Annotated in this window: 15 protein-coding genes; all 15 read left to right on the top strand. The window is 43.2% G+C overall.

The annotated features are described in order from the left end of the window. The first annotated feature begins 123 nt into the window (after window positions 1–123). The 15 genes from AC1HCU_RS05725 to AC1HCU_RS05795 all read left to right on the top strand — a co-directional run bounded on the left by AC1HCU_RS05725 (window position 124) and on the right by AC1HCU_RS05795 (window position 19747). Window positions 124–3282, top strand: coding sequence for a SusC/RagA family TonB-linked outer membrane protein (locus AC1HCU_RS05725; protein ID WP_480370130.1), 3159 nt, complete (start codon window positions 124–126; stop codon window positions 3280–3282). Between the two features lie 11 nt (window positions 3283–3293). Continuing rightward, the gene (locus AC1HCU_RS05730) at window positions 3294–4943 is read left to right on the top strand and encodes a RagB/SusD family nutrient uptake outer membrane protein (protein ID WP_480370133.1); all 1650 of its coding nucleotides are present in this window, start codon (window positions 3294–3296) and stop codon (window positions 4941–4943) included. A gap of 17 nt (window positions 4944–4960) precedes the next feature. Continuing rightward, entirely contained in the window at window positions 4961–6586 is a 1626-nt protein-coding gene (locus tag AC1HCU_RS05735) for a hypothetical protein (protein ID WP_480370136.1), read from the top strand. Window positions 6587–6734: 148 nt separating this feature from the next. Then, window positions 6735–8594 carry a sulfatase-like hydrolase/transferase gene (locus tag AC1HCU_RS05740; protein ID WP_480370139.1) on the top strand — a complete coding sequence of 620 codons (1860 nt, stop codon included), beginning with the start codon at window positions 6735–6737 and terminating at the stop codon, window positions 8592–8594. Window positions 8595–8677: 83 nt separating this feature from the next. Then, complete coding sequence (locus AC1HCU_RS05745; protein WP_480370142.1) at window positions 8678–10927, top strand: beta-glucosidase family protein; 2250 nt, start codon at window positions 8678–8680, stop codon at window positions 10925–10927. Between the two features lie 14 nt (window positions 10928–10941). Beyond that, entirely contained in the window at window positions 10942–12474 is a 1533-nt protein-coding gene (locus AC1HCU_RS05750) for a sulfatase family protein (RefSeq protein WP_480370146.1), read from the top strand. A gap of 103 nt (window positions 12475–12577) precedes the next feature. Beyond that, window positions 12578–12700: a hypothetical protein gene (locus tag AC1HCU_RS05755; protein WP_480370149.1), complete on the top strand. Its 123-nt coding sequence runs from the start codon at window positions 12578–12580 to the stop codon at window positions 12698–12700. A 19-nt stretch (window positions 12701–12719) separates the two neighbouring features. Further along, entirely contained in the window at window positions 12720–12911 is a 192-nt protein-coding gene (locus AC1HCU_RS05760; protein ID WP_480370152.1) for a DUF4126 domain-containing protein, read from the top strand. Window positions 12912–13173: 262 nt separating this feature from the next. After that, entirely contained in the window at window positions 13174–13866 is a 693-nt protein-coding gene (locus tag AC1HCU_RS05765) for an ABC transporter ATP-binding protein (RefSeq protein WP_480370154.1), read from the top strand. Between the two features lie 4 nt (window positions 13867–13870). After that, window positions 13871–15043, top strand: coding sequence for an ABC transporter permease (locus AC1HCU_RS05770; RefSeq protein ID WP_480370157.1), 1173 nt, complete (start codon window positions 13871–13873; stop codon window positions 15041–15043). A 12-nt stretch (window positions 15044–15055) separates the two neighbouring features. Continuing rightward, entirely contained in the window at window positions 15056–16327 is a 1272-nt protein-coding gene (locus AC1HCU_RS05775) for an ABC transporter permease (protein WP_480370159.1), read from the top strand. A gap of 51 nt (window positions 16328–16378) precedes the next feature. Continuing rightward, window positions 16379–17128 (top strand): outer membrane lipoprotein-sorting protein, encoded by a 750-nt coding sequence (locus AC1HCU_RS05780; protein WP_480370162.1) that lies wholly within the window; start codon window positions 16379–16381, stop codon window positions 17126–17128. 4 nt (window positions 17129–17132) lie between these two features. Continuing rightward, window positions 17133–17708, top strand: coding sequence for a TetR/AcrR family transcriptional regulator (locus tag AC1HCU_RS05785; protein WP_480370164.1), 576 nt, complete (start codon window positions 17133–17135; stop codon window positions 17706–17708). Then, window positions 17705–18868: a hypothetical protein gene (locus tag AC1HCU_RS05790; RefSeq protein ID WP_480370166.1), complete on the top strand. Its 1164-nt coding sequence runs from the start codon at window positions 17705–17707 to the stop codon at window positions 18866–18868. The genes AC1HCU_RS05785 and AC1HCU_RS05790 overlap by 4 nt, the downstream gene beginning before the upstream one ends. Window positions 18869–18985: 117 nt before the next feature. Beyond that, the gene (locus AC1HCU_RS05795; RefSeq protein ID WP_480370169.1) at window positions 18986–19747 is read left to right on the top strand and encodes a copper homeostasis protein CutC; all 762 of its coding nucleotides are present in this window, start codon (window positions 18986–18988) and stop codon (window positions 19745–19747) included. The last annotated feature ends 7 nt before the right edge of the window (window positions 19748–19754 follow it).

The raw sequence follows: 19754 nt of genomic DNA on the forward strand, positions 1-19754 counted from the left end.
TGAACGTGAGAGTAGATTCATTATTCCTGTAATACCACTACTTAATAATTTAAGACTAAGATTAGTCTATTCATAATCAAGAAATATTGTTAACGAAAAATAATTAATAAACAAAAAGCAAAAATGATGAAAAAAAACGAAACTTATGTTCCAGGGAGGAATAGATTTTCCACTTCGTTCAGAATCCTAAAAATAATCAAGATATTTATTTTATTCTTGATATTTGTGATAGAGAATGTATCGGCTGATATCATGAATACACAGCAATCTCTTACTATCTCTGGTAAGGTCACAGACTCATCAAATATTCCTATCCCTTCAGTTACGGTCGTTATTAAAGGAACCACCCAGGGTACCATTACTGACGATAAAGGAAATTATTTGATTTCTAATGTCCCAAAAGATGGAATGTTGGTATTTTCTTTTGTGGGAATGGAAACACAAGAAGTAGCAGTTAATAATCAGACAAATATCAATGTACGTATGGCTGAAGACTCCAAACTGATTGATGAAGTTGTGATTGTAGGTTATGGCATTCAGAAACGGTCGGATGTAATTGGATCGGTTTCACAAATTAGTGCAGAAAAGATTAATCACCGTACAACACCCCAATTAAGTCAAGCTTTGACAGGACAATTTGCAGGAGTATCAATAATTCAGCGTTCAGGCTTACCTGGTGCTCCCGGGGGAGGCATTCAAATACGTGGAGTTGGATCTTTTGGCGCTGGCACAGCACCCCTGATTCTGGTAGATGGACTTCCTGTTGGGAATTACAATGATATTGATCCCAACGATGTAGAGAATATTTCTGTATTGAAAGATGCTTCTTCCGCAGCAATCTATGGCTCACGTGCGGCGAATGGGGTTATCCTTATTACAACAAAATCAGGAAAGAGCGAAGAGATAAATGTATCATACAATGCTCATTTTGGAGTTCAAAAACCTACTAATTTGCCAATTTTTGTAAATTCATGGGAATATGCTGAACTGTTAAATGAAGCAACAGGAGGAGGTGCCGGAGGCTATACCGCCGAAGAAATTCAAAAATTTAAAGATGGGTCTGATCCCGATAATTATCCGAACGTAGATTACATTGATGAAATAATAAAAAAGAGTTCTATTCAGACTGGCCACAATATATCTATATCGCAAAAAAAGGATAATATACAATATTTGGTGTCATTGGGCTATCTGTATCAAAATGGTATAATTGATGAAAATAACTACAATCGTTATAACATGCGTATAAATCTAACAGCTAAATTAAATTCGAATCTAACATTAACAACTAATTTATCTGGCGTTCAAGTAATAGATAATCAGCCTCATACTCCTGGTTCTATACCAGGCAATGCCAAAGGAACTTTGGGTATTATAAATTGGTCACTTAGGTATCCAAATATTTATCCTGCTGTTTTAAGTAATGGAGACTTTGGAGTTGGATTAGCGGGAGTAGGAACACCGGTTTCATTATTAGCAAGTGATGGATTTTATAAGGACAGATCAACAGACTTAAATGGAAATACTCGCTTGGATTGGAATATTCTTGAAAATTTAAAATTTTCGCTGATCGGAGGATATACTCAATTAAATGGAAGGAATGATGTATTTGAGGCAACTCAAAGGTTAAATGATAACATTTTTGTTGGTCCATCAAACTTATCTGTTTCTCACAGATATAATACATACAAAACCCTACAGCAATTATTAGAATACAGTAAAGCTATTGGAAATAACCGTTTTGATATTTTGGTTGCGCATTCATTTGAAGACTATTATAATGAAAATACAAATGCTTCCCGACTGGATTTCCCAAGCAATGATATTACCGTTCTCAATGCCGGTTCAGCAGACGGACAGACAAATAGTGGAACTGCAAGTGAATACGCATTGGATTCTTATTTTAGCCGCATGAAATACAATTATGCCAATCGATATTTAATGGAGGGTGTATTGCGCTACGATGGTTCTTCCAGGTTTCCCACAAACAAAAAATACGCTCTTTTTCCTTCATTCGCAATAGGATGGAGAGTATCTGAAGAAGATTTTTTAAAAAACCGCTTTCAATTCTTGGATGATCTCAAATTAAAAGCATCTTATGGGATATTAGGAAATCAAAATATTGGCAATTACCCGTACCAGGAGGTTTTAAACTCTGGGTATAATTACGGATTCGGAAATACAGTAAACACTGGGATAGCCAGCACTACTCTGGTGGATCCTGGTATTCATTGGGAATCAACCCGAATTTATGATGTGGGTTTTGATGCCCGTTTATTGGGAGGTAAAATGAACCTGGAGGTGACTTATTATGACCGTTATACCTATGATATCTTGGTGTCTCCAAGTGCAAGTGTATCGAATGTTTTGGGATTTGACATTGCAGAAACCAACTCTGGTTCTATGGTGAACAATGGGTGGGAATTTACTGTAGATCACCGGAATAAAATCGGAGATTTCGGATATTCTTTATCCGGTAATTTTACCATTGTCAACAATAAAGTTCTAGATCTGGGTGTGGCGAATGTAATTCAACCTAACGGTCTGGTAGGTAACGGATCTTCTCTATTCATCGGTTATCCGCTTCAAATCTATTACGGATATCTCACGGAAGGATTGTATGTGGATGCAGAAGACGTAGGAAACTATACAGCCACGAGCAACCAGTCTGCGGTTAATCCAAATCCACAACCAGGCGATATAAAATACAGAGATATCAGTGGTCCTGACGGAGTACCCGACGGAATAGTGAATGCCGCCTACGATCGCACTTTACTTGGAAGTAGAATTGCAAAATATTCATATGGTTTAAATTTGGGAATTGATTATAAAAATTTCAGTATTGGGGCCTTAATTCAAGCAGTTTCTGATGTTCAAGGACGACTTGTAAATAATGCTGGACATGCTTTTTACTTTGATGATGGAAATGTACAACGCTGGCAAATGGATGGACGCTGGACTAAGGAAAATCCTAACCCAAAAGCAATATATCCAAGATTAGAATTAATACCTAATACAGGAACTCCCAATACCATTCTATCAGATTATTGGGTGTTGGATGCCTCATATATCAAATTACGGTATGTGGAGCTTGGTTACGAATTATCAAGCAAAATTGCAAATAAACTGAATATAAAAAAAATTCGATTTAATGTCAGAGCTGAAAATCTATTGACAATCAGTGGCTATAGAAAGGGATGGGATCCTGAACTTAATGTAGGAGCACAAGACTATTATCCTATTTTAAAGAATTTTACTTTTGGATTGATTGCTAATTTTTAAAATAAAATATTATGAAAAAGATACAATATAAATGTAAATATAAAGGACTTATTTTGCTGTTATTCATATTTTTATCAGTTTCATGTTCGAATGAATTGGATAAAATTCCACTCTCCAACTTCTCTAATGTCGGTTTTTGGGATTCTGAGCAAAATGTCTTATTGGCGTTGACTGGCATGTACAGAGGCAATCATAGATATAATGGAGGTGATGTGAATCCAACAGGTTGGTGGTCGTATTCTGGATTGTTATTTTCAGAAATGGCAACTGATAATGCTTACGACAGAAGAGGGAACAGTTCTCCGATAGACAAACTCACAAATGGTTCACTTGTAAATAATAATGGACTTCTGGCACATTATTGGAATCATAGTTATTTAAGAATTGCCCGTTGTAATTATTTCATGGAAAATGTGGAAAAAAGCTCTGTTTCGAAAGAAAAAATCACACGAATGATTGCTGAGGGACGCTTTTTGCGTGCCGCTGAATATTTTTATCTATCACAACATTTTGGATCAGTCCCCCTTGTCACAAAAGTATTGACAGCAGAAGAAGCCAATACTGTAACCAAAGCAAGCAAGCAGGATATCATTGATTTTGTTATCACGGAATTAAACGCTGCTGCTGCTGATTTACCACGTCATAAAGATATTCCAACGTCTGAGTTTGGTCGAGCTTCTAAGCAAACTGCACTTGCTTTTCTGGGACGAATACAATTGGCATCAGACAAATTTGCTGATGCAGCAGCTACTTATAAAACAATTATTGATTTTGGCGACAATATTATAGATCCTGATTACGAAAGCTTGTTTAATGGAACCAATGAATTTAGTAATGAACTTATTTTTAGTAGTATATTTATCCAAGACATTTTGGGTAACGCCTTATATCAGAAAACTTATATCGCATTAAAGGGAGGTTGGGTTTTTTTCAATCCTTTGGCTAATCTTGTAGAATCATATGAATTTACTGATGGAACTCCTTTTTCATACAGTGATCCACGATACAATCCCGAGGATGTGCGTAAAAACAGAGATCCAAGACTAGGTTACACAATTTTTGTAAATGGAGCAACCTTTGATGGAGTTAAATATATCAGTCATCCTGATTCAACGAATTCACCAGATCGTTTGACAACAACAATAGGAGCTACACGTACAGGATATTCATTAAGGAAATATATGGTTGAAGGATATTCAGGTAATCCTGCAAGTGTAGGTAATGATCTTCCTATAATTCGCTATGCGGAAATATTGTTAAGTTATCTAGAGGCAAAACTGGAAGCAGGACAATCCATTGATCAAGCTTTATTGGATGCAACAATAAATATAGTTAGAGGTAGAGCCTCGGTCAAAATGCCACCGGTGACCGAAACCAATCCTGATGCACTCCGTCCTATACTTCGAAACGAACGACGAGTTGAACTTGCCTGTGAAGGATTGCGTTTATGGGATTTGCTACGTTGGGATTTGGCTGGGACTGTATTGCAAGGACGCTTTTTCGGCGCAGTATTCCCAACTGCAAAAACTCTCAGAAAAGACGGGAACTATAACGATCCACATAAACGATGGTTTGTAACGAAAAAAGCTTTTAGGGTTGGTAAGGATGAAACATGGCCTATACCATTATCTGAAGTCAATATAAATCCAGCATTGGAATAATATAATAACTTTGCATTATGAAAAATGAATGGATTATTTATGTTATACCGTTCTTTTGCAGTTGGTTTTTTTTGGCTTGTGCTCAAAGACAGGAACCTGATAATTTAGGAGTTATCGCATTGCAGGAATCAGCCACTCCTGTACGTCCGGGGATCCCCGGCGAAAGACCTTTCTGGAATGAGTACGCCAAACGGTTTATTTATGCTCCGGCTTTCGATTTTAAAGAAATTGAAAATGCTACGACTTACCGATTTGAATTAACTTCACTTGATGACTCCGCAACATATCGTTTTGAAAGTGATAAACCCTATAGCGCCTTGTCTCCGGTTTGGATTGACTTACCGGTTGGAAGTTACAATTTAGTTGTTACCGCTCTTTCAAAAGACGGACAGGAGATTGGTGTTTCCGGTAAAAGAGATTTTTATCGTGCAGCTACGTTTAACGGGATATACCATAACCCGGTAATGCCTTATGATCAAAGTGCTGCTTTAGCACTGGACCAGCTGATGGAGAAGGATTATGTGCAATATTGGCTGTCTCATAAAGAACCGGCCCCTGATTATATCAATTACAGGTATCCAGCGAAGATTTATAGTGCTTTGGTTATTGGAGCCGTGACGCACGCCCGTCTTAAGAATTGGACGGCTAATGCGGAGCGCTCTGCGAAATTGGCAAGGATTGTGGCAGATTATATGTTGAGCATTCGCTTTAAGGAAGGCTCACCCTGGGAGTATTTTGTTCCGACCTACTATGGGGTTCATTCTGAAAAAGCTCAGAAGGAGCATCTTAAGCCCATAAACCATTTTTCAATTATGGGAGCTGATGCAGGCAATGCTTTTCTTGATTTGTACGATTATACGGGAGAAGAGAAATATTTGGAAGCAGCGAAAAAAATAGCCGAAACTTACTTGAAGCGTCAGTTATCTAATGGGAGCTGGTATCAGTTTGTTAAACATGAAACGGGCGAACCAACAGCTGAAAATATTGTGATCCCCACCGCAATAATCAATTATTTTGACAGGCTAAAACGTGATTATAAAGTCGAAGGTCTTAACGAAGCAACTGAAAAAGCAATCAAGTGGGTTATGGAGAACCCAGTAAAAACCTTCGATTGGCAGGGCCAGTTTGAGGATATCAATGCTCGTCCACCCTATCGTAATCTGAGCAGAGAGCAAGCTTGTGACTTAGCTATTTATCTATTCAAAAATAAGAAAAAACTGGAACTAGCTGAAGAACTGGTGCGTTTTTCAGAAGATCAGTTTGTGATTTGGGAACGTCCGATGAAAATAGCCTATCAAGAACCCCGTTTGGGAGGTAAATCAGAAAATTGGATCACTCCGTCAGTACAAGAACAATACGCGTTCTGGATGCCGGTTGGAAGAAGTGCGGGAATTATGCTGGAGACTTATTGGGAAGCTTATGTTGCAACAAAAAATGGAATCTACTTGGCGAAGGCCAAGTCTATTGCCAATTCATTCACTGTAGTTCAGAAAGCAAATAACGGAGATTATCCAACTTTCTTTACCCAATATCCAATGAACAGATGGCTAAACAGCACTGTCTATCCCGCAAAGATTCTGATGAGTCTGGCAAATAATATAAAAAAACCTCAGTTTAGTAATATTAATAAAACTTTAAAATAATCTACCTGTGGTAATCATGTTTATTAGGGTTATGCCAAAAATATTTAATGCATTATCTGTAAAAAAACGCCAATGGGTAGCCGTTGGACGATTAAGTTAAAAATAAAGATGATTTAATTCTATAGATTATTTAAAACACTGATAAAACATGTTTAAATCTATTTTTTTCCCTATTCTTTCTGGAATAACTTCCATTCTAACCGGATGGCAAGAGAAGGAGGATCTTCCCAACATTTTGTGGATTGTATGTGAAGATACTAGTAGTTCATTACTGGGCTGTTATGGAAATACATTCGCAACAACTCCAAATATTGATAATTTAGCTAAAGAGGGTGTGTTATTTGAAAATGTATTTTCCGCTCCGGCATCTTCTCCTTCACGATCCACCCTGATTACCGGAATGTTAGCAAGTTCTTTGGGTACCGATAACCTAAGGAGTAAGTACACTATTCCTGATTTTATAAAGTTTTTTCCCATATTTTTAAGAGATGCTGGATATTATACTTCGAATAATGCAAAAGAAGACTATAACACCATTGATCAGCCTGATGCTTGGAACGAATCCAGTCTGAAAGCAACATATAAAAACCGTAAAGCGGATCAACCTTTCTTTGCAGTGTTTAATTTAGGAATCACACATGAAAGCAAAATACACAATGTAGGTAATAAAGTAATTAAACTTAAACATAATCCTGAGGATGTACCTCTTCCTCCTTATCACCCTTCTACACTTGAAATAAAACATGATTGGACTTTATTTTATGATAATATCGAAAAAATGGATAATCAGGTAGGTGAACTACTTAAAGAGCTGGATGAAGCTGGTTTATCTGAGAATACCATTGTGTTTTTTTATAGTGACAATGGAGGAGTAATAGCCGGGAGTAAGCGTTTCATTAATGAGCCGGGGTTGCATGTGCCACTCATTATACGATTTCCTGATAAATTTAAATCGTTAGCACCCAGTGAGGCAGGCTCACGAAATAAAAGAGTAATTTCTTTTGAAGATTTTGCGCCCACTGTGTTAAGCCTTGCCGAAGTGAAAATTCCCGACTATATGGAAGGTTGTGCTTTCCTTGGGAAGCAGATAGAAAAGGAGAAAGAGTATGCTTATGCATTTAAAGGCAGAATTGATATGCGCATCGATATTGTTCGTTCTATCCGAGGTAAAAGATATCGCTATGTCAGAAATTACATGCCACATAAAATTTATGGGCAATATTCAGAATATATGTGGCAAGCTCCTTCAGTTGTATCATGGGAAAAAGCCTTTAAGAATAATTCATTAAACGCAGAACAGTCCGCCTTTTGGAAGCAAAAACCAACAGAAGAATTATATGATGTTTCTGTCGATCCTTTTAATGTCAAAAATTTAGCTGCTGACAAAAGATACGGTGATATTTTAAAAAAAATGAGAAATGCTAACCGAGAGATTATATTCAACACAAAAGATGCAGGATTTATTCCTGAATCGATGAAAGTATGCATTTCTGATACTTCGACTATTTATGAATTTACACACAGTACACAATATCCTCTGCAGAAAATTTTAGAAACTGCCGAAATGTCAAGTAGTCGGAATACTGACTTTGAGAAAGAATTAATAAGCCGCCTGACAGATAAAAATCCGATTGTCCGGTATTGGGCGGCAATGGGATATTGTATCCTAAATCCCCAGTCTCAGATTGCCAAACCCTATTTGACATTACTTTTAAAGGATAAAGAACCAGCTGTCAGAATTGTGGCTGCTGAAGCTTTGTATCGCTTGGGAGATATTAGTAGTATTCTTCCTGTTTTGACAGATGCTTTACAGATGGACAATTTACTCACTCGTTTAGAGGCAATAACCGTCTTGGAAGAGATGGGAAGAGATGCGCTACCAGCTCTGTCTGACATTAAACAAATGATTGATGTAAGGGAGGATAAAAAAATAAAGACATCTCCATTATGGAAAGCCGGGCACGATATTATTATCGCAAAACGACTACTGCACAAACTTACAGAATAGAGGGAAGAATATAATGCTTTAATTAAAGTATTATATTGTAAAATCAAATTGAAAATTTATAATAGTACAAAAAACAATAAATTATGAATAAAATTTATTTATTACTGACAATTGTTACTAGTTTTCTAATAAATACGCTATTTGCACAAGTTCCGGAATTGGGAACCCCAAATAATACATTAAGTGAGTACAAATCTTTGTCTGAATCACTAGGTTCTATAAATAAATCAATATATACTGATCCGTCCAGGAGCCCTGAAGAAAGGACATTAGATTTAATTTCACGGATGACTTTCGATGAAAAAATACTTTTAACGGGCGGATGGACAGAAATAAAGGTAAAGGGAAGCTTTAACATGCCAGGGATTGAACGCCTTGGCATCCGCCCGGTAACGATGGCAGATGCGTCCCAGGGTATACGGAAAATCCCTTTTCCATCGCGTGAAAATGAATCGGGCACATCCTTTCCCAGTTTGCTGGCTTTAACTTCAACATGGAATCCAGAACTGGCAAAGCAATACGGTAAAGCGATCGGAGAAGAGTGCCGTGCCTTGGGAATAGATATCCTGTTGGGTCCAGGCATGAATTTCTATCGCTTACCTACGGGTGGCCGACATTTTGAGTATCTGGGAGAAGATCCTTATTTGGCAACACCCATTTCAACAGAGTATATCATAGGATTGCAAAGCCAAAAGGTGATTGCAACACCCAAAGTAGTACTTGCTAACGAGCAGGAGTTTGTTCGGCATATAGCTAATTGCATAGTAAGTGAAAGAGCTATGCACGAGATATACCTACCGCCCTGGAAATCAGCGATTGAAAAAGCTGACGCCAAAGCGATTATGATGGGAAATAACCTGGTTAATGGTATTCCGTGTGCAGCGCATAGACCCTTGATTACGGACATTTTCAGGAACAGTTATGGTTTTAAAGGAATTGCTATGACAGATTGGCAAAATACAAACTATTTTCCTTCCATGCAACATTTGATCCTCGAATCAGGAATTTCCCTCCTGATGCCATCCAACCTGAATTTTGTGAACCATATTAGCGAACTAAAAAAGAATGGACAGTTTGAACAGAAAGAGTTTGAAAAAAAACTGGATGAAATGGTATACTACAACCTGCTGCCTTTATTTGAACTGGGTGTTTACGATCGGAGCCCTATTGACAATAGTTTTTATAAAACAATTGGAGCACACAAGGATTTAGCTCGGATATGTGCTGAAGAGAGTATGGTACTCCTAAAAAATGAAAAATCCATCCTCCCTCTAAAAGCAGGCAGCAAAGGAATATTGTTGACAGGAGCTGAAGAAATCCACTCTGCCAAGGGAAGTGGGTTTGTAAAAGGGTTCAATCACACGAGTTATCGGGAAGGACTTCAACAGCTTTATGGGACTGAAATGAAATGTAACTTGACACCTACTGAAACCGAAGTAAGACAGGCAAAAACGGTTATTTTTATTCTTAACAAAGATGCAGGAGAAGGAGGAGACGTATCCTATGATGAACCCCAGGATCAATTAAAACGTTTACGTCAGATTCTTCAATGGAATCCAAATACCATTGTAATTGTTAATGCATCGAATTCGATGCCTACCGATTGGGTTAAAAATACAAGAGCTGTGCTGTGGGGATTTTTTCAGGGACAAGAACGAGGGAGTGCGCTGGCGAATATTTTATCAGGTAAGGCGAATCCTTCCGGTAAACTGGCTTTTAGTATTGAAAAAAAATATGAAGATTCCGTGGATCCGGACTATAATTTACTTTGCGGAAAACCATATTGGCGGGGTGACAACTCTTATAAGGACTACTGGTTGAATGGCAAGGATGTAACAATTCCAGGTTTTTCCGATTGTGTAAAACCGAATGAATTGGTTGATGTACCTTATGGAGAGGATATCTTTATAGGGTATCGTTGGTACGATAAACAGAATATTCCGGTTTTGTTTCCATTTGGTTATGGATTGTCTTATACTAAATTTCGATACAGTAATCTTAAGGTCAACAATCGATTTTCAGAAGGAGGGCAACTGCAGGTTTTTATAACAATCAAAAATACAGGGAAAGTAAAAGGCAAAGAAATTGTTCAGTTGTATATCTCTGATCCAAATGGGAAGAAAGACGACCGGCCTGTAAAGGAGCTGAAAGGTTTCATGAAAATTGAGTTGAATCCCGGAGAGTCACGACAGGTTGTCTTTAATCTTTCGCGAAATGATTTCGCTTTTTGGGACGTGCCAACAAACCAATGGAAAATCAAACCAGGTAAATATGAAATCAGAGTAGGAACTTCTAGTCAGCATTTAAAACATAAAGAAACAGTAACTATCTAAATATCAAATCGCATATGAATCGGAAAATAGTTTCGGGCATACTATTAACTTTGACATCTACTTCGTGCATAGGAGTAAATCAGAAAGGAATAAAAAACAACAACCTGCCCAATATAATTTTCATCATGTCCGACGATCATGCATACCAGGCAATCAGTGCTTACAATCCGGACTTGATAGATACACCAAACATCGATAAGATAGCTAAAGAGGGTGTTTTACTTGGCCAGGCTTATGTTACCAATTCAATTTCTGGTCCGAGCCGGGCCGTAATTCTTACTGGGAAATATTCCCACTTAAACGGTTTTCAAAATAATTCCGACAATTTCGACGGTGATCAACAAACCCTTCCTAAATTAATGAGAGCGCACGGATACCAAACAGCATTGGTAGGAAAATGGCATTTAAAAAGTACCCCACAGGGTTTTGATTACTGGAATATTCTTCCTGGGCAAGGAAATTATTATAACCCAGAATTTATAAAAATGGGAAGAGATACGCTTTATTATGGCTATGTAACAGATATTACAACTGATCTGGCACTGCAATGGATCGACGGTCATAAAGCGAAGCCCTTCTTTTTAATGCTGCACCACAAAGCTCCACATCGTAATCAGATGCCACCACTGGATAAACTACACATGTTCGATAATCGGGAGTTTTTATTTCCTTCCACTTTTTTTGATCAGTACGAGGGACGAGTTGCATTACAACGACAAGGGATACGGATGGATGGTAACTTGTTTATTGATCAGGATAGTAAGGTACCCTGCGGAACTTGCCCGTCTGGAAAAGATTGGAATCCTCGAGCATATAATAATGAAATAGAACGGATGACATCACAAGAAAAGAAATTGTGGCATAAAGCATATCAAAAGGAGTATGAAGAATATGCTCAAATAAAAAATCACAATGAACGTGTAAAATGGCAATATCAACGTTATATGGAAGATTATCTTCGTTGTATCAGTTCAGTGGACGACAACGTAGGACGGGTTTTACAGTATCTGAAAGAAAATGGGTTGGACGAAAACACCATCGTCGTGTATACCTCTGATCAGGGAGCTTTCCTGGGAGAGCATGGACTTTATGATAAACGTTTTATGTATAACGAATCATTTCGCACACCCATGATGATTCGCTATCCGAAGAAAATAAATCCGGGTCGGGTGATAAATGAATTTGTAATGAATCTGGATATAGCTCCCACTCTGCTCGATTTAGTCGGGATTAATATTCCCAATGACGTGCAGGGTATGTCTATGAAAAATCTATTGTATGGGAAAAGGGTTGATAACTGGCGTGATAAAATGTATTATCATTATTATGAAAAGGGATTCGGTCTGACTGCTCATTATGGGGTACAAACATTGAGATATAAACTTATTCATTTTTATGATCCCATAGATGCATGGGAATTATATGATCTACAGAATGATCCGAAGGAGATAAGAAACATCTATAATGATCCGACATACAAACAGATTGTCGATTCGTTAAAAATTGAATTGAAGAAACTGAAGAAACAATACAAGGATGAAATATGAACGTCTGACAAATTCTTTGTAACCTAAGAAAATCGATTTTTTCTACGCTTGTGAAATAAGTTGTTGTACATTTGAAAAACTGTAAAACCATGCCCCTTCGGCTATGGAAATAAATATGGAGACCCTCAGCGCCGTTGCACTTGGTATCGGACTGAGTGCCAATATCGGATTCAGGGTGTTTATCCTCTGCTGGTGGCGGGATTGGGTTCCCATTTTGGTATTTTGACATTGAGGGAAAGCTTCGTATGGAGGAGGTCAGTCCCTGCACTCATCTGCTTTGGCGTGGCAGCTGTGGTGGAAGTGCTCTCACCCGACTCCTCTCCACGAAATTTACGGCCGGTACAGGCAATCCGGTCGTCTCCACCGGCGAAGGGTTGGCGGCCACGGGGTTCTCCCTTCTTTCCCTCGTAGCCCCATTCTGGCGGCTGTACTACTGATTATTTTTTATCGTGATAATTCTACGTCTGGTTTACCGTAAACTGTTGAAGCGAAAAAGCGGCATCTATTAGACGAAGATAATTCTGTATTTGTTGCATTATTGGTTCCATTTACGGGTTCATCCTTAAATTTTTTGATTACACCTTTCAAAGATTCTTGTGCTGTAGGCACAAAGTCAATTAACGTTTTTTAATTTACTAATTCATCCATAAATTACCAAAATCGTATACATTTGTGATAAATGTAAACCAATTTAAAAGGATGGAATCAAAGTATATCATCAGGACTGAGGGGCTGACAAAGGACTATCCCGTGGGCGAGGGCCATTTCAGGGCGCTGGCAGACATCAATCTCACCTTCAGTGAGGGCGAGTTCGCGGGACTGGTGGGCCCCAGCGGCTCGGGAAAAACGACCCTGCTGAACATCATCGGTTCGCTCGACACCCCTACCTCGGGCAGCGCCATGGTACTCGGCAGGGAGGTATCGGCACTCACCGTGAAACAGTCGGCTTTCCTGCGGAACCGTCATATCGGGTTCATCTTCCAAAGCTATAACCTGCTGCCGGTCTACACGGTGTATGAGAATGTGGAGTTCACGCTGCTACTGCAAAAGAAAAACAAAGAGGAACGCCACAGGGCTGTGATGGAGGCACTCGACTGGGTGGGGCTCACGGAAAAGAAAGATGCACGTCCCGCACAACTGTCGGGTGGCGAGAGCCAGCGTGTGGCCATTGCCCGCGCCATGGTGAAACGGCCGGCGATCGTACTGGCCGATGAGCCTTCGGCCAACCTCGATGCCGAGAACTCCCATCATATCCTGCAGACCATGCAACAGCTGAACAGGGAATTGAAAACAACCTTCCTCTTTGCCACCCACGACGAGAAGGTGATGCAATATCTGCAACGGATCATCTCCCTGCGGGATGGAAAGGTAGAAAAGGACACAAACAGCTGAAGCCATGCTCATCATCAGGACTGCTTTCAAGAATATCATCGGCGCCGGACGTGCCACCTGGCTCAACATCGCCGTGCTCTCTTTCGTCCTCGTCATCATGACCGCCTACAATGGCATGCTGGATGGCTGGATCGAAGAATCACGCCGCGACACCATGGACTGGGATACGGGATGGTCGCAGCTCTGGCACCCGAATTACGACAAGTACAACATCTTCTCACTGCCTGACGCCCACGGAAAAATACCGGAACAGATGGATGATCTGCTTAAGGCGGGGATGGCAGCTCCCGTGTTGGTTATCCAGGCATCGGTATACCCGCAGGGACGGATGATGAACATCCAACTGAAGGGAATCGACCCGGAACAACATATACTGAAAATACCTTCCCTGTCGTTGCGCTCCGCAGGGGGAGAGACTCCGGTCGCCATTGGCAAACGAATGGCGGCTACCACAAAGCTGAAAAAAGGCGACAGGGTCATGCTGCGCTGGCGCGACAGAAATGGGGTCTTCGATGCCCGTGAAGTACGGATCGCCGCAATATTCGAGACGACCGTCGGCAATGTCGACACCGGACAAATGTGGGTCGCGCTGGATGATCTGTATGCCATGACCGGCATGCAGGGTGAAGCCACCTACATTGTGATGCCGCATGAATCACCGGTAAATGCCGAAACAGGCGGATGGCACTTCAAAGACAACGACTTCCTGCTGACGGATAACCGGATCATGGAGCAGTCCTCCCGGGCTGAATCGCTGATTATCTTCACCATCCTCCTGACGCTCGCGCTGCTGGCGGTATACGATACACAGACACTCTCCATATTCCGCCGACAGAAGGAGATAGGTACCTACGTGGCACTGGGAATGACGCCCAAGGATGTAACAGCCCTTTTCACCATTGAAGGCACCACCTACAGCCTCTTTGCGGCCCTCTTCGGGGCGATATGGGGCGCTCCCCTGCTCTACTGGTTCACAAAGACCGGGCTTCCCATGCCCGAAGCATATGGTGATATTGGCATGGCCGTGGGCAAAGCAATGTACCCGGTCTATAAACTGACCACAATTACAACCACCATTCTTGTTGTGATACTCTTCTCTGCGCTAGTCAGCTACCTCCCCGCAAGGAAGATAACCCACCAAAACATGGTATGGGCTTTAAAAGGTAAAATCAATTAATTTGGAACAAACATGTTCAGCTTTATTTGCAAGGGAATTATACGGGATCGCCGGCGCAGCCTGTTGCCGGTGGTTGTAGTCACCATCGGCGTGATGGTGGTGGTGTTCCTCGACGGACTGATGGGTGGCATGATGGACAACATGGTGCGGATGACGGCCAACTTCCAGATAGGACACCTGAAGGTGATGACACGCGCTTACGCAGCGGATGAAGCACAGAAGCCGAACGATTTGGCACTGCTCGGTTCCGGTGAGGTGATGGAACAACTTCACCGCGATTACCCCGAGGTGGACTGGACACCGCGCATATTCTTCGGCGGACTGCTGGATATTCCTGATGAGCACGGAGAGACAAAAGCACAGGGCCCGGTCACGGCACAAGCGGCTGACCTGCTCTCGGAGGGTAGCAAGGAGGCGGCACGACTTGGGCTGGAGAAGGCAATCACGGCCGGACACATCATCACACAGCCGGGTGAGATACTGGTGAGCATCGACTTCGCGGAGAGCTTCGGCGTGAAACCGGGTGATCGGGTTACCTTCTTCGGCTCCACCATGGATGGCGCCATGTCGTTTGCCAATTATCACGTGGCAGGTATTGTTCGTTTTGGAAACAGCATGCTCGACCGGGGTGGAGTAATTCTCGACATCGCCGATGCAAGGCTGTTGCTCGACATGGAAGATGCTGCCGGTGAGATATTCGGCTTTTTGCCCGGGGAGAAGTATCTCAAGGAGCGGGCAGAATCTATCAAGACCTCCTTTAACCATCAGCAGGCAGACAATCCGGATGTATATGCTCCCGTGATGACACAACTGATGGATCAGGACATGATGAGACAAACACTCGGATATACTGATTCGATGTCATTCTTCATGCTCCTGCTGCTGATGATCGCCCTGTCCATCGTCCTCTGGAATGCGGGTGTGCTGGGTGGCATCCGTAGATACAACGAGTTTGGTGTGCGGCTGGCCATGGGCGAAGAGAAAAGGCAGCTTTACCGTTCCCTGCTGACCGAGTCGCTGGTGATCGGCATCATCGGTTCTGCAGTGGGCACCACCCTGGGGCTGCTGGTATGTCTGCTCCTCTCCCGGCACGGACTGGATTACAGCGCCGTGATGGAGAACATCGCCATGATGATCGATCCGGTAATCCATACACGCATCACCCCGCGCATGTATTACATCGGCGCCATACCAGGCATCCTCTCCATGCTGGTGGGAACTGCACTGGCGGGGCGAAAAATCTACAAACGAAATACGGCCTTGTTATTCAAGGAACTGGATTAAACAGCATGTCAGGCAATCTGACAGCTGAACACTGATAAATGAAAGCTTAAAATGATGAAACAAAAGATTACAATATGTGTTGTGGGACTTCTACTGGGAATTCTCCCACTGCCCCTGAACGCACAGGACGGAAATCAGATCCTGAGAAAGATAGATCAAAATATGTCGGCCGACAGCCGCATCATTGAATCGACCATGATCGTGCATGGGAAGCGGAACGACCGTACCATCACCTCCAAAAGCTATACGATGGGCACCGGCAAGGCATTCACCGAGTACCTCTCTCCCGCACGGGAACGGGGTACCAAGATGCTGAAGCTGGAGAAGGAAATGTGGGTCTACTCTCCCGCTACCGACCGTACCATCATGATCTCGGGCCACATGTTGCGCCAGTCGGTGATGGGATCCGACCTTTCCTACGAAGACATGATGGACGACCGGCGCTATGCGGAGATCTACGATGCACGGGTGACCGGCAGCGAACAGATTGAAGGGCGCACCTGTCACCTGCTGTCACTGACTGCCAAAGTGGATGATGCGGCCTACCCTTCCCAAAAAATATGGGTGGACAGCGAACGACTGATTCCGCTGCGTGCAGAATTATATGCCAAAAGTGGCCAAATGCTCAAGCAAATCACCGCCGGGGATGTGAAACAGGTGGAAGGACGCTGGTTTCCCATGCATATGACCTACAAAGATATATTGAAAGAGGGCAAGGGTACCGAATGGATCATCCACACCATCACTTTCAATCAATCCATTCCTGCAAATGTCTTCAGCAAAGCAAGCCTCAGAAAATAGAAATATGGGAAAGAGTACAACACGGGAGGAGATCGTGGAAGCGGGCCGACAGCTTTTCTTTCGTTACGGCCTGAAAAAGGTGACGGTGACCGAAATATGTACCGGCGCGGGAGTCAGCAAGATGACTTTCTACAAGTATTTTCCCAATAAGCAGGCGCTCGCAAAAACAATCATGGACGGCATTACAGACTACTGGCTTAAAAGGTACTGGGATGTGATGCGTTCCGATGCCTCTTTTGCTGAGAAGATGCATCGCTTTGTGGAAATGAAAATGGAGGGAACCCGTGACCCTTCTTCGGAATTTATCCTTGAAATGTTTCGCAGCGATGATCCGGAGATCAGCGGCTATGCAGAAAATCTCTATAAACGCAGCATCAGCGAATCGGTCGCGATGTTTACACTGGCACAGGAGAAGGGCTGGATGCGCCGTGACCTGAAGCCGGAGTTATTGATGGCGCTGCTCAACGGGATGTTTCAGGTGGTGATGGATGAGAAAGTGATTGCGCTCTACGACAACCTCACGGAACTGACATCAGAGGTAATCAAGTTTTTCCTGTATGGTATCTCTGACGAACGATGACAATCAAAATGAAAATAGGTTGCTCACTTTTGCTGTTTGGAATGCTGGCCATGACTGACACAAAGGCCCAGACAGTCGACTCGATACCCTCACGGCACGATTTTCGCTTCAGCGGCCAGCTCTCCGGCTGGGGAAGCACCACGCCGGACATCGAAACAAAAGGTTGGCTTGGCGGTCGCTACATTCCTCAAATCAATTACAGATATACCCTCGGCAGTGATCGGCTGATCGACTTCGAGGGTTCAGCCAGCCTCTTCGGCGAGCTGGGAGTGACCGCTACACCCACAGTCAGTGCCACTGGGAACATAAAACCCTACCGCCTCTGGACAAGATACGCCACCCAGGGGAGCGAAATAAGACTGGGCCTGCAAAAGATCAACTTTGGATCGGCACAGCTTTTCCGGCCGCTGATGTGGTTCGACAAGATGGACCCGCGCGACCCGCTACAGACGACCGATGGCGTCTGGGGCGGGCTTTATCGACGCTACCTGTTAAACAACAGCAACATCTGGCTATGGGTGCTGGCGGGAAATAAGGATCCAAAAGGATGGGAGCTGTACGGCACCGGTGGCCACCTCGCTCCCGAGGCGGGGGGACGGGTACAACTGCCCATTTCCTCAGGCGAGGCGGCCCTCAGCTATCACTTCCGCCAGGCAGATATCGTCCGGATGGATCTCCCGAATCAACAGGCAAACGAACAACGGATCGGATTCGACATACGCGCGGATGTGGCGGTCGGCCTCTGGTTAGAGGCTGCCCTGACGCATTACGACAAGGATATAGGGCTGACAACCAACCAACAAATGATTACCCTGGGTAGCGATTACACTTTCGATCTGGGAAACGGGCTGGGCGTGACGGCTGAACACCTGTTCTACGGCATGGGCAGCAAGGTGTTCCCCTACGAAGAAACACTGAACTTCTCGGGCCTGTCGTTCAGCTATCCGTTTACCCTTATCGATGACGTGACGACCCTGCTTTTTTACGATTGGAAGAACCGGCAACTCTACTCCTTCGTCAACTGGCAGAAACAATTCAACCGGATCAGTCTCTACCTGATGGGATTCTGGAATCCGGAGACGTATCAGATACCGGGACAGGGCAGCTTCTCCCGCTTCGCCGGCAAAGGCCTCCAGCTGATGGTGGTCTGGAATCACTGAACATTTTCCTGTAAACAAACTGTAATTTCTGAAAACCGCAAAGTTGGAGTGAGTCACCGTGTCGTTTCTCCTTTCAATTTATTATTTTTGTAAAACCAAATATGGAGGGAACCTTGTATGACGAACGACTACAAACTGGAGATTTGTGCCAACTCGGTAGCCAGCTGCATTGAGGCGGAAAAAGGAGGAGCCTGGCGCGTGGAGCTCTGCGCAGCCATTCCGGAGGGAGGCACCACTCCATCGTACGGAGATATTGCCCTGGCACGCGAACTGTTGCAAATTAAACTGCATGTAATCATCCGACCGCGGGGAGGCGACTTTCTTTACTCACCCCTGGAGCACCGGATCATGCTGAAGGATATTGAAACCGCGCGGCGGCTGGGAGCCGACGGCGTGGTGATAGGCTGTCTCACTCCCGAAGGGGAAGTGGATTGGGCGCGCAACCGTGAGCTGGTGGAGGCCGCCGAAGGGTTGAGCGTGACCTTCCACCGGGCTTTCGACCTGTGCCGGGACCCGTTTGAAAGCCTGGAACGGATCATTGAGCTGGGGTGCGAGAGGCTGCTGACATCGGGACAGCAACCGAAGGCGGAACAAGGCATTCCCTTGTTGAGAGAGCTGGTACAAAAAGCGGGAGACCGTATCATCATCATGCCGGGCAGTGGCGTGAATGCCGGCAATATTGCCAAACTATCAGAAGAGACTGGCGCCCGTGAGTTTCATCTTTCGGCCCGTGAACCGGTGGAGAGCGGCATGATTTATCGCAATCCCAACCTGAAAATGGGAGGCGACCTGGTTATAATAGACGAGTATGTCCAACAGATTACCAGTGCAGGCAAGGTGACGGAGACGCTGAATGCATGGAAGAGCAGATCTAAATAAACAATTC

The organism is Proteiniphilum sp. LBM24028 (assembly GCF_056629195.1).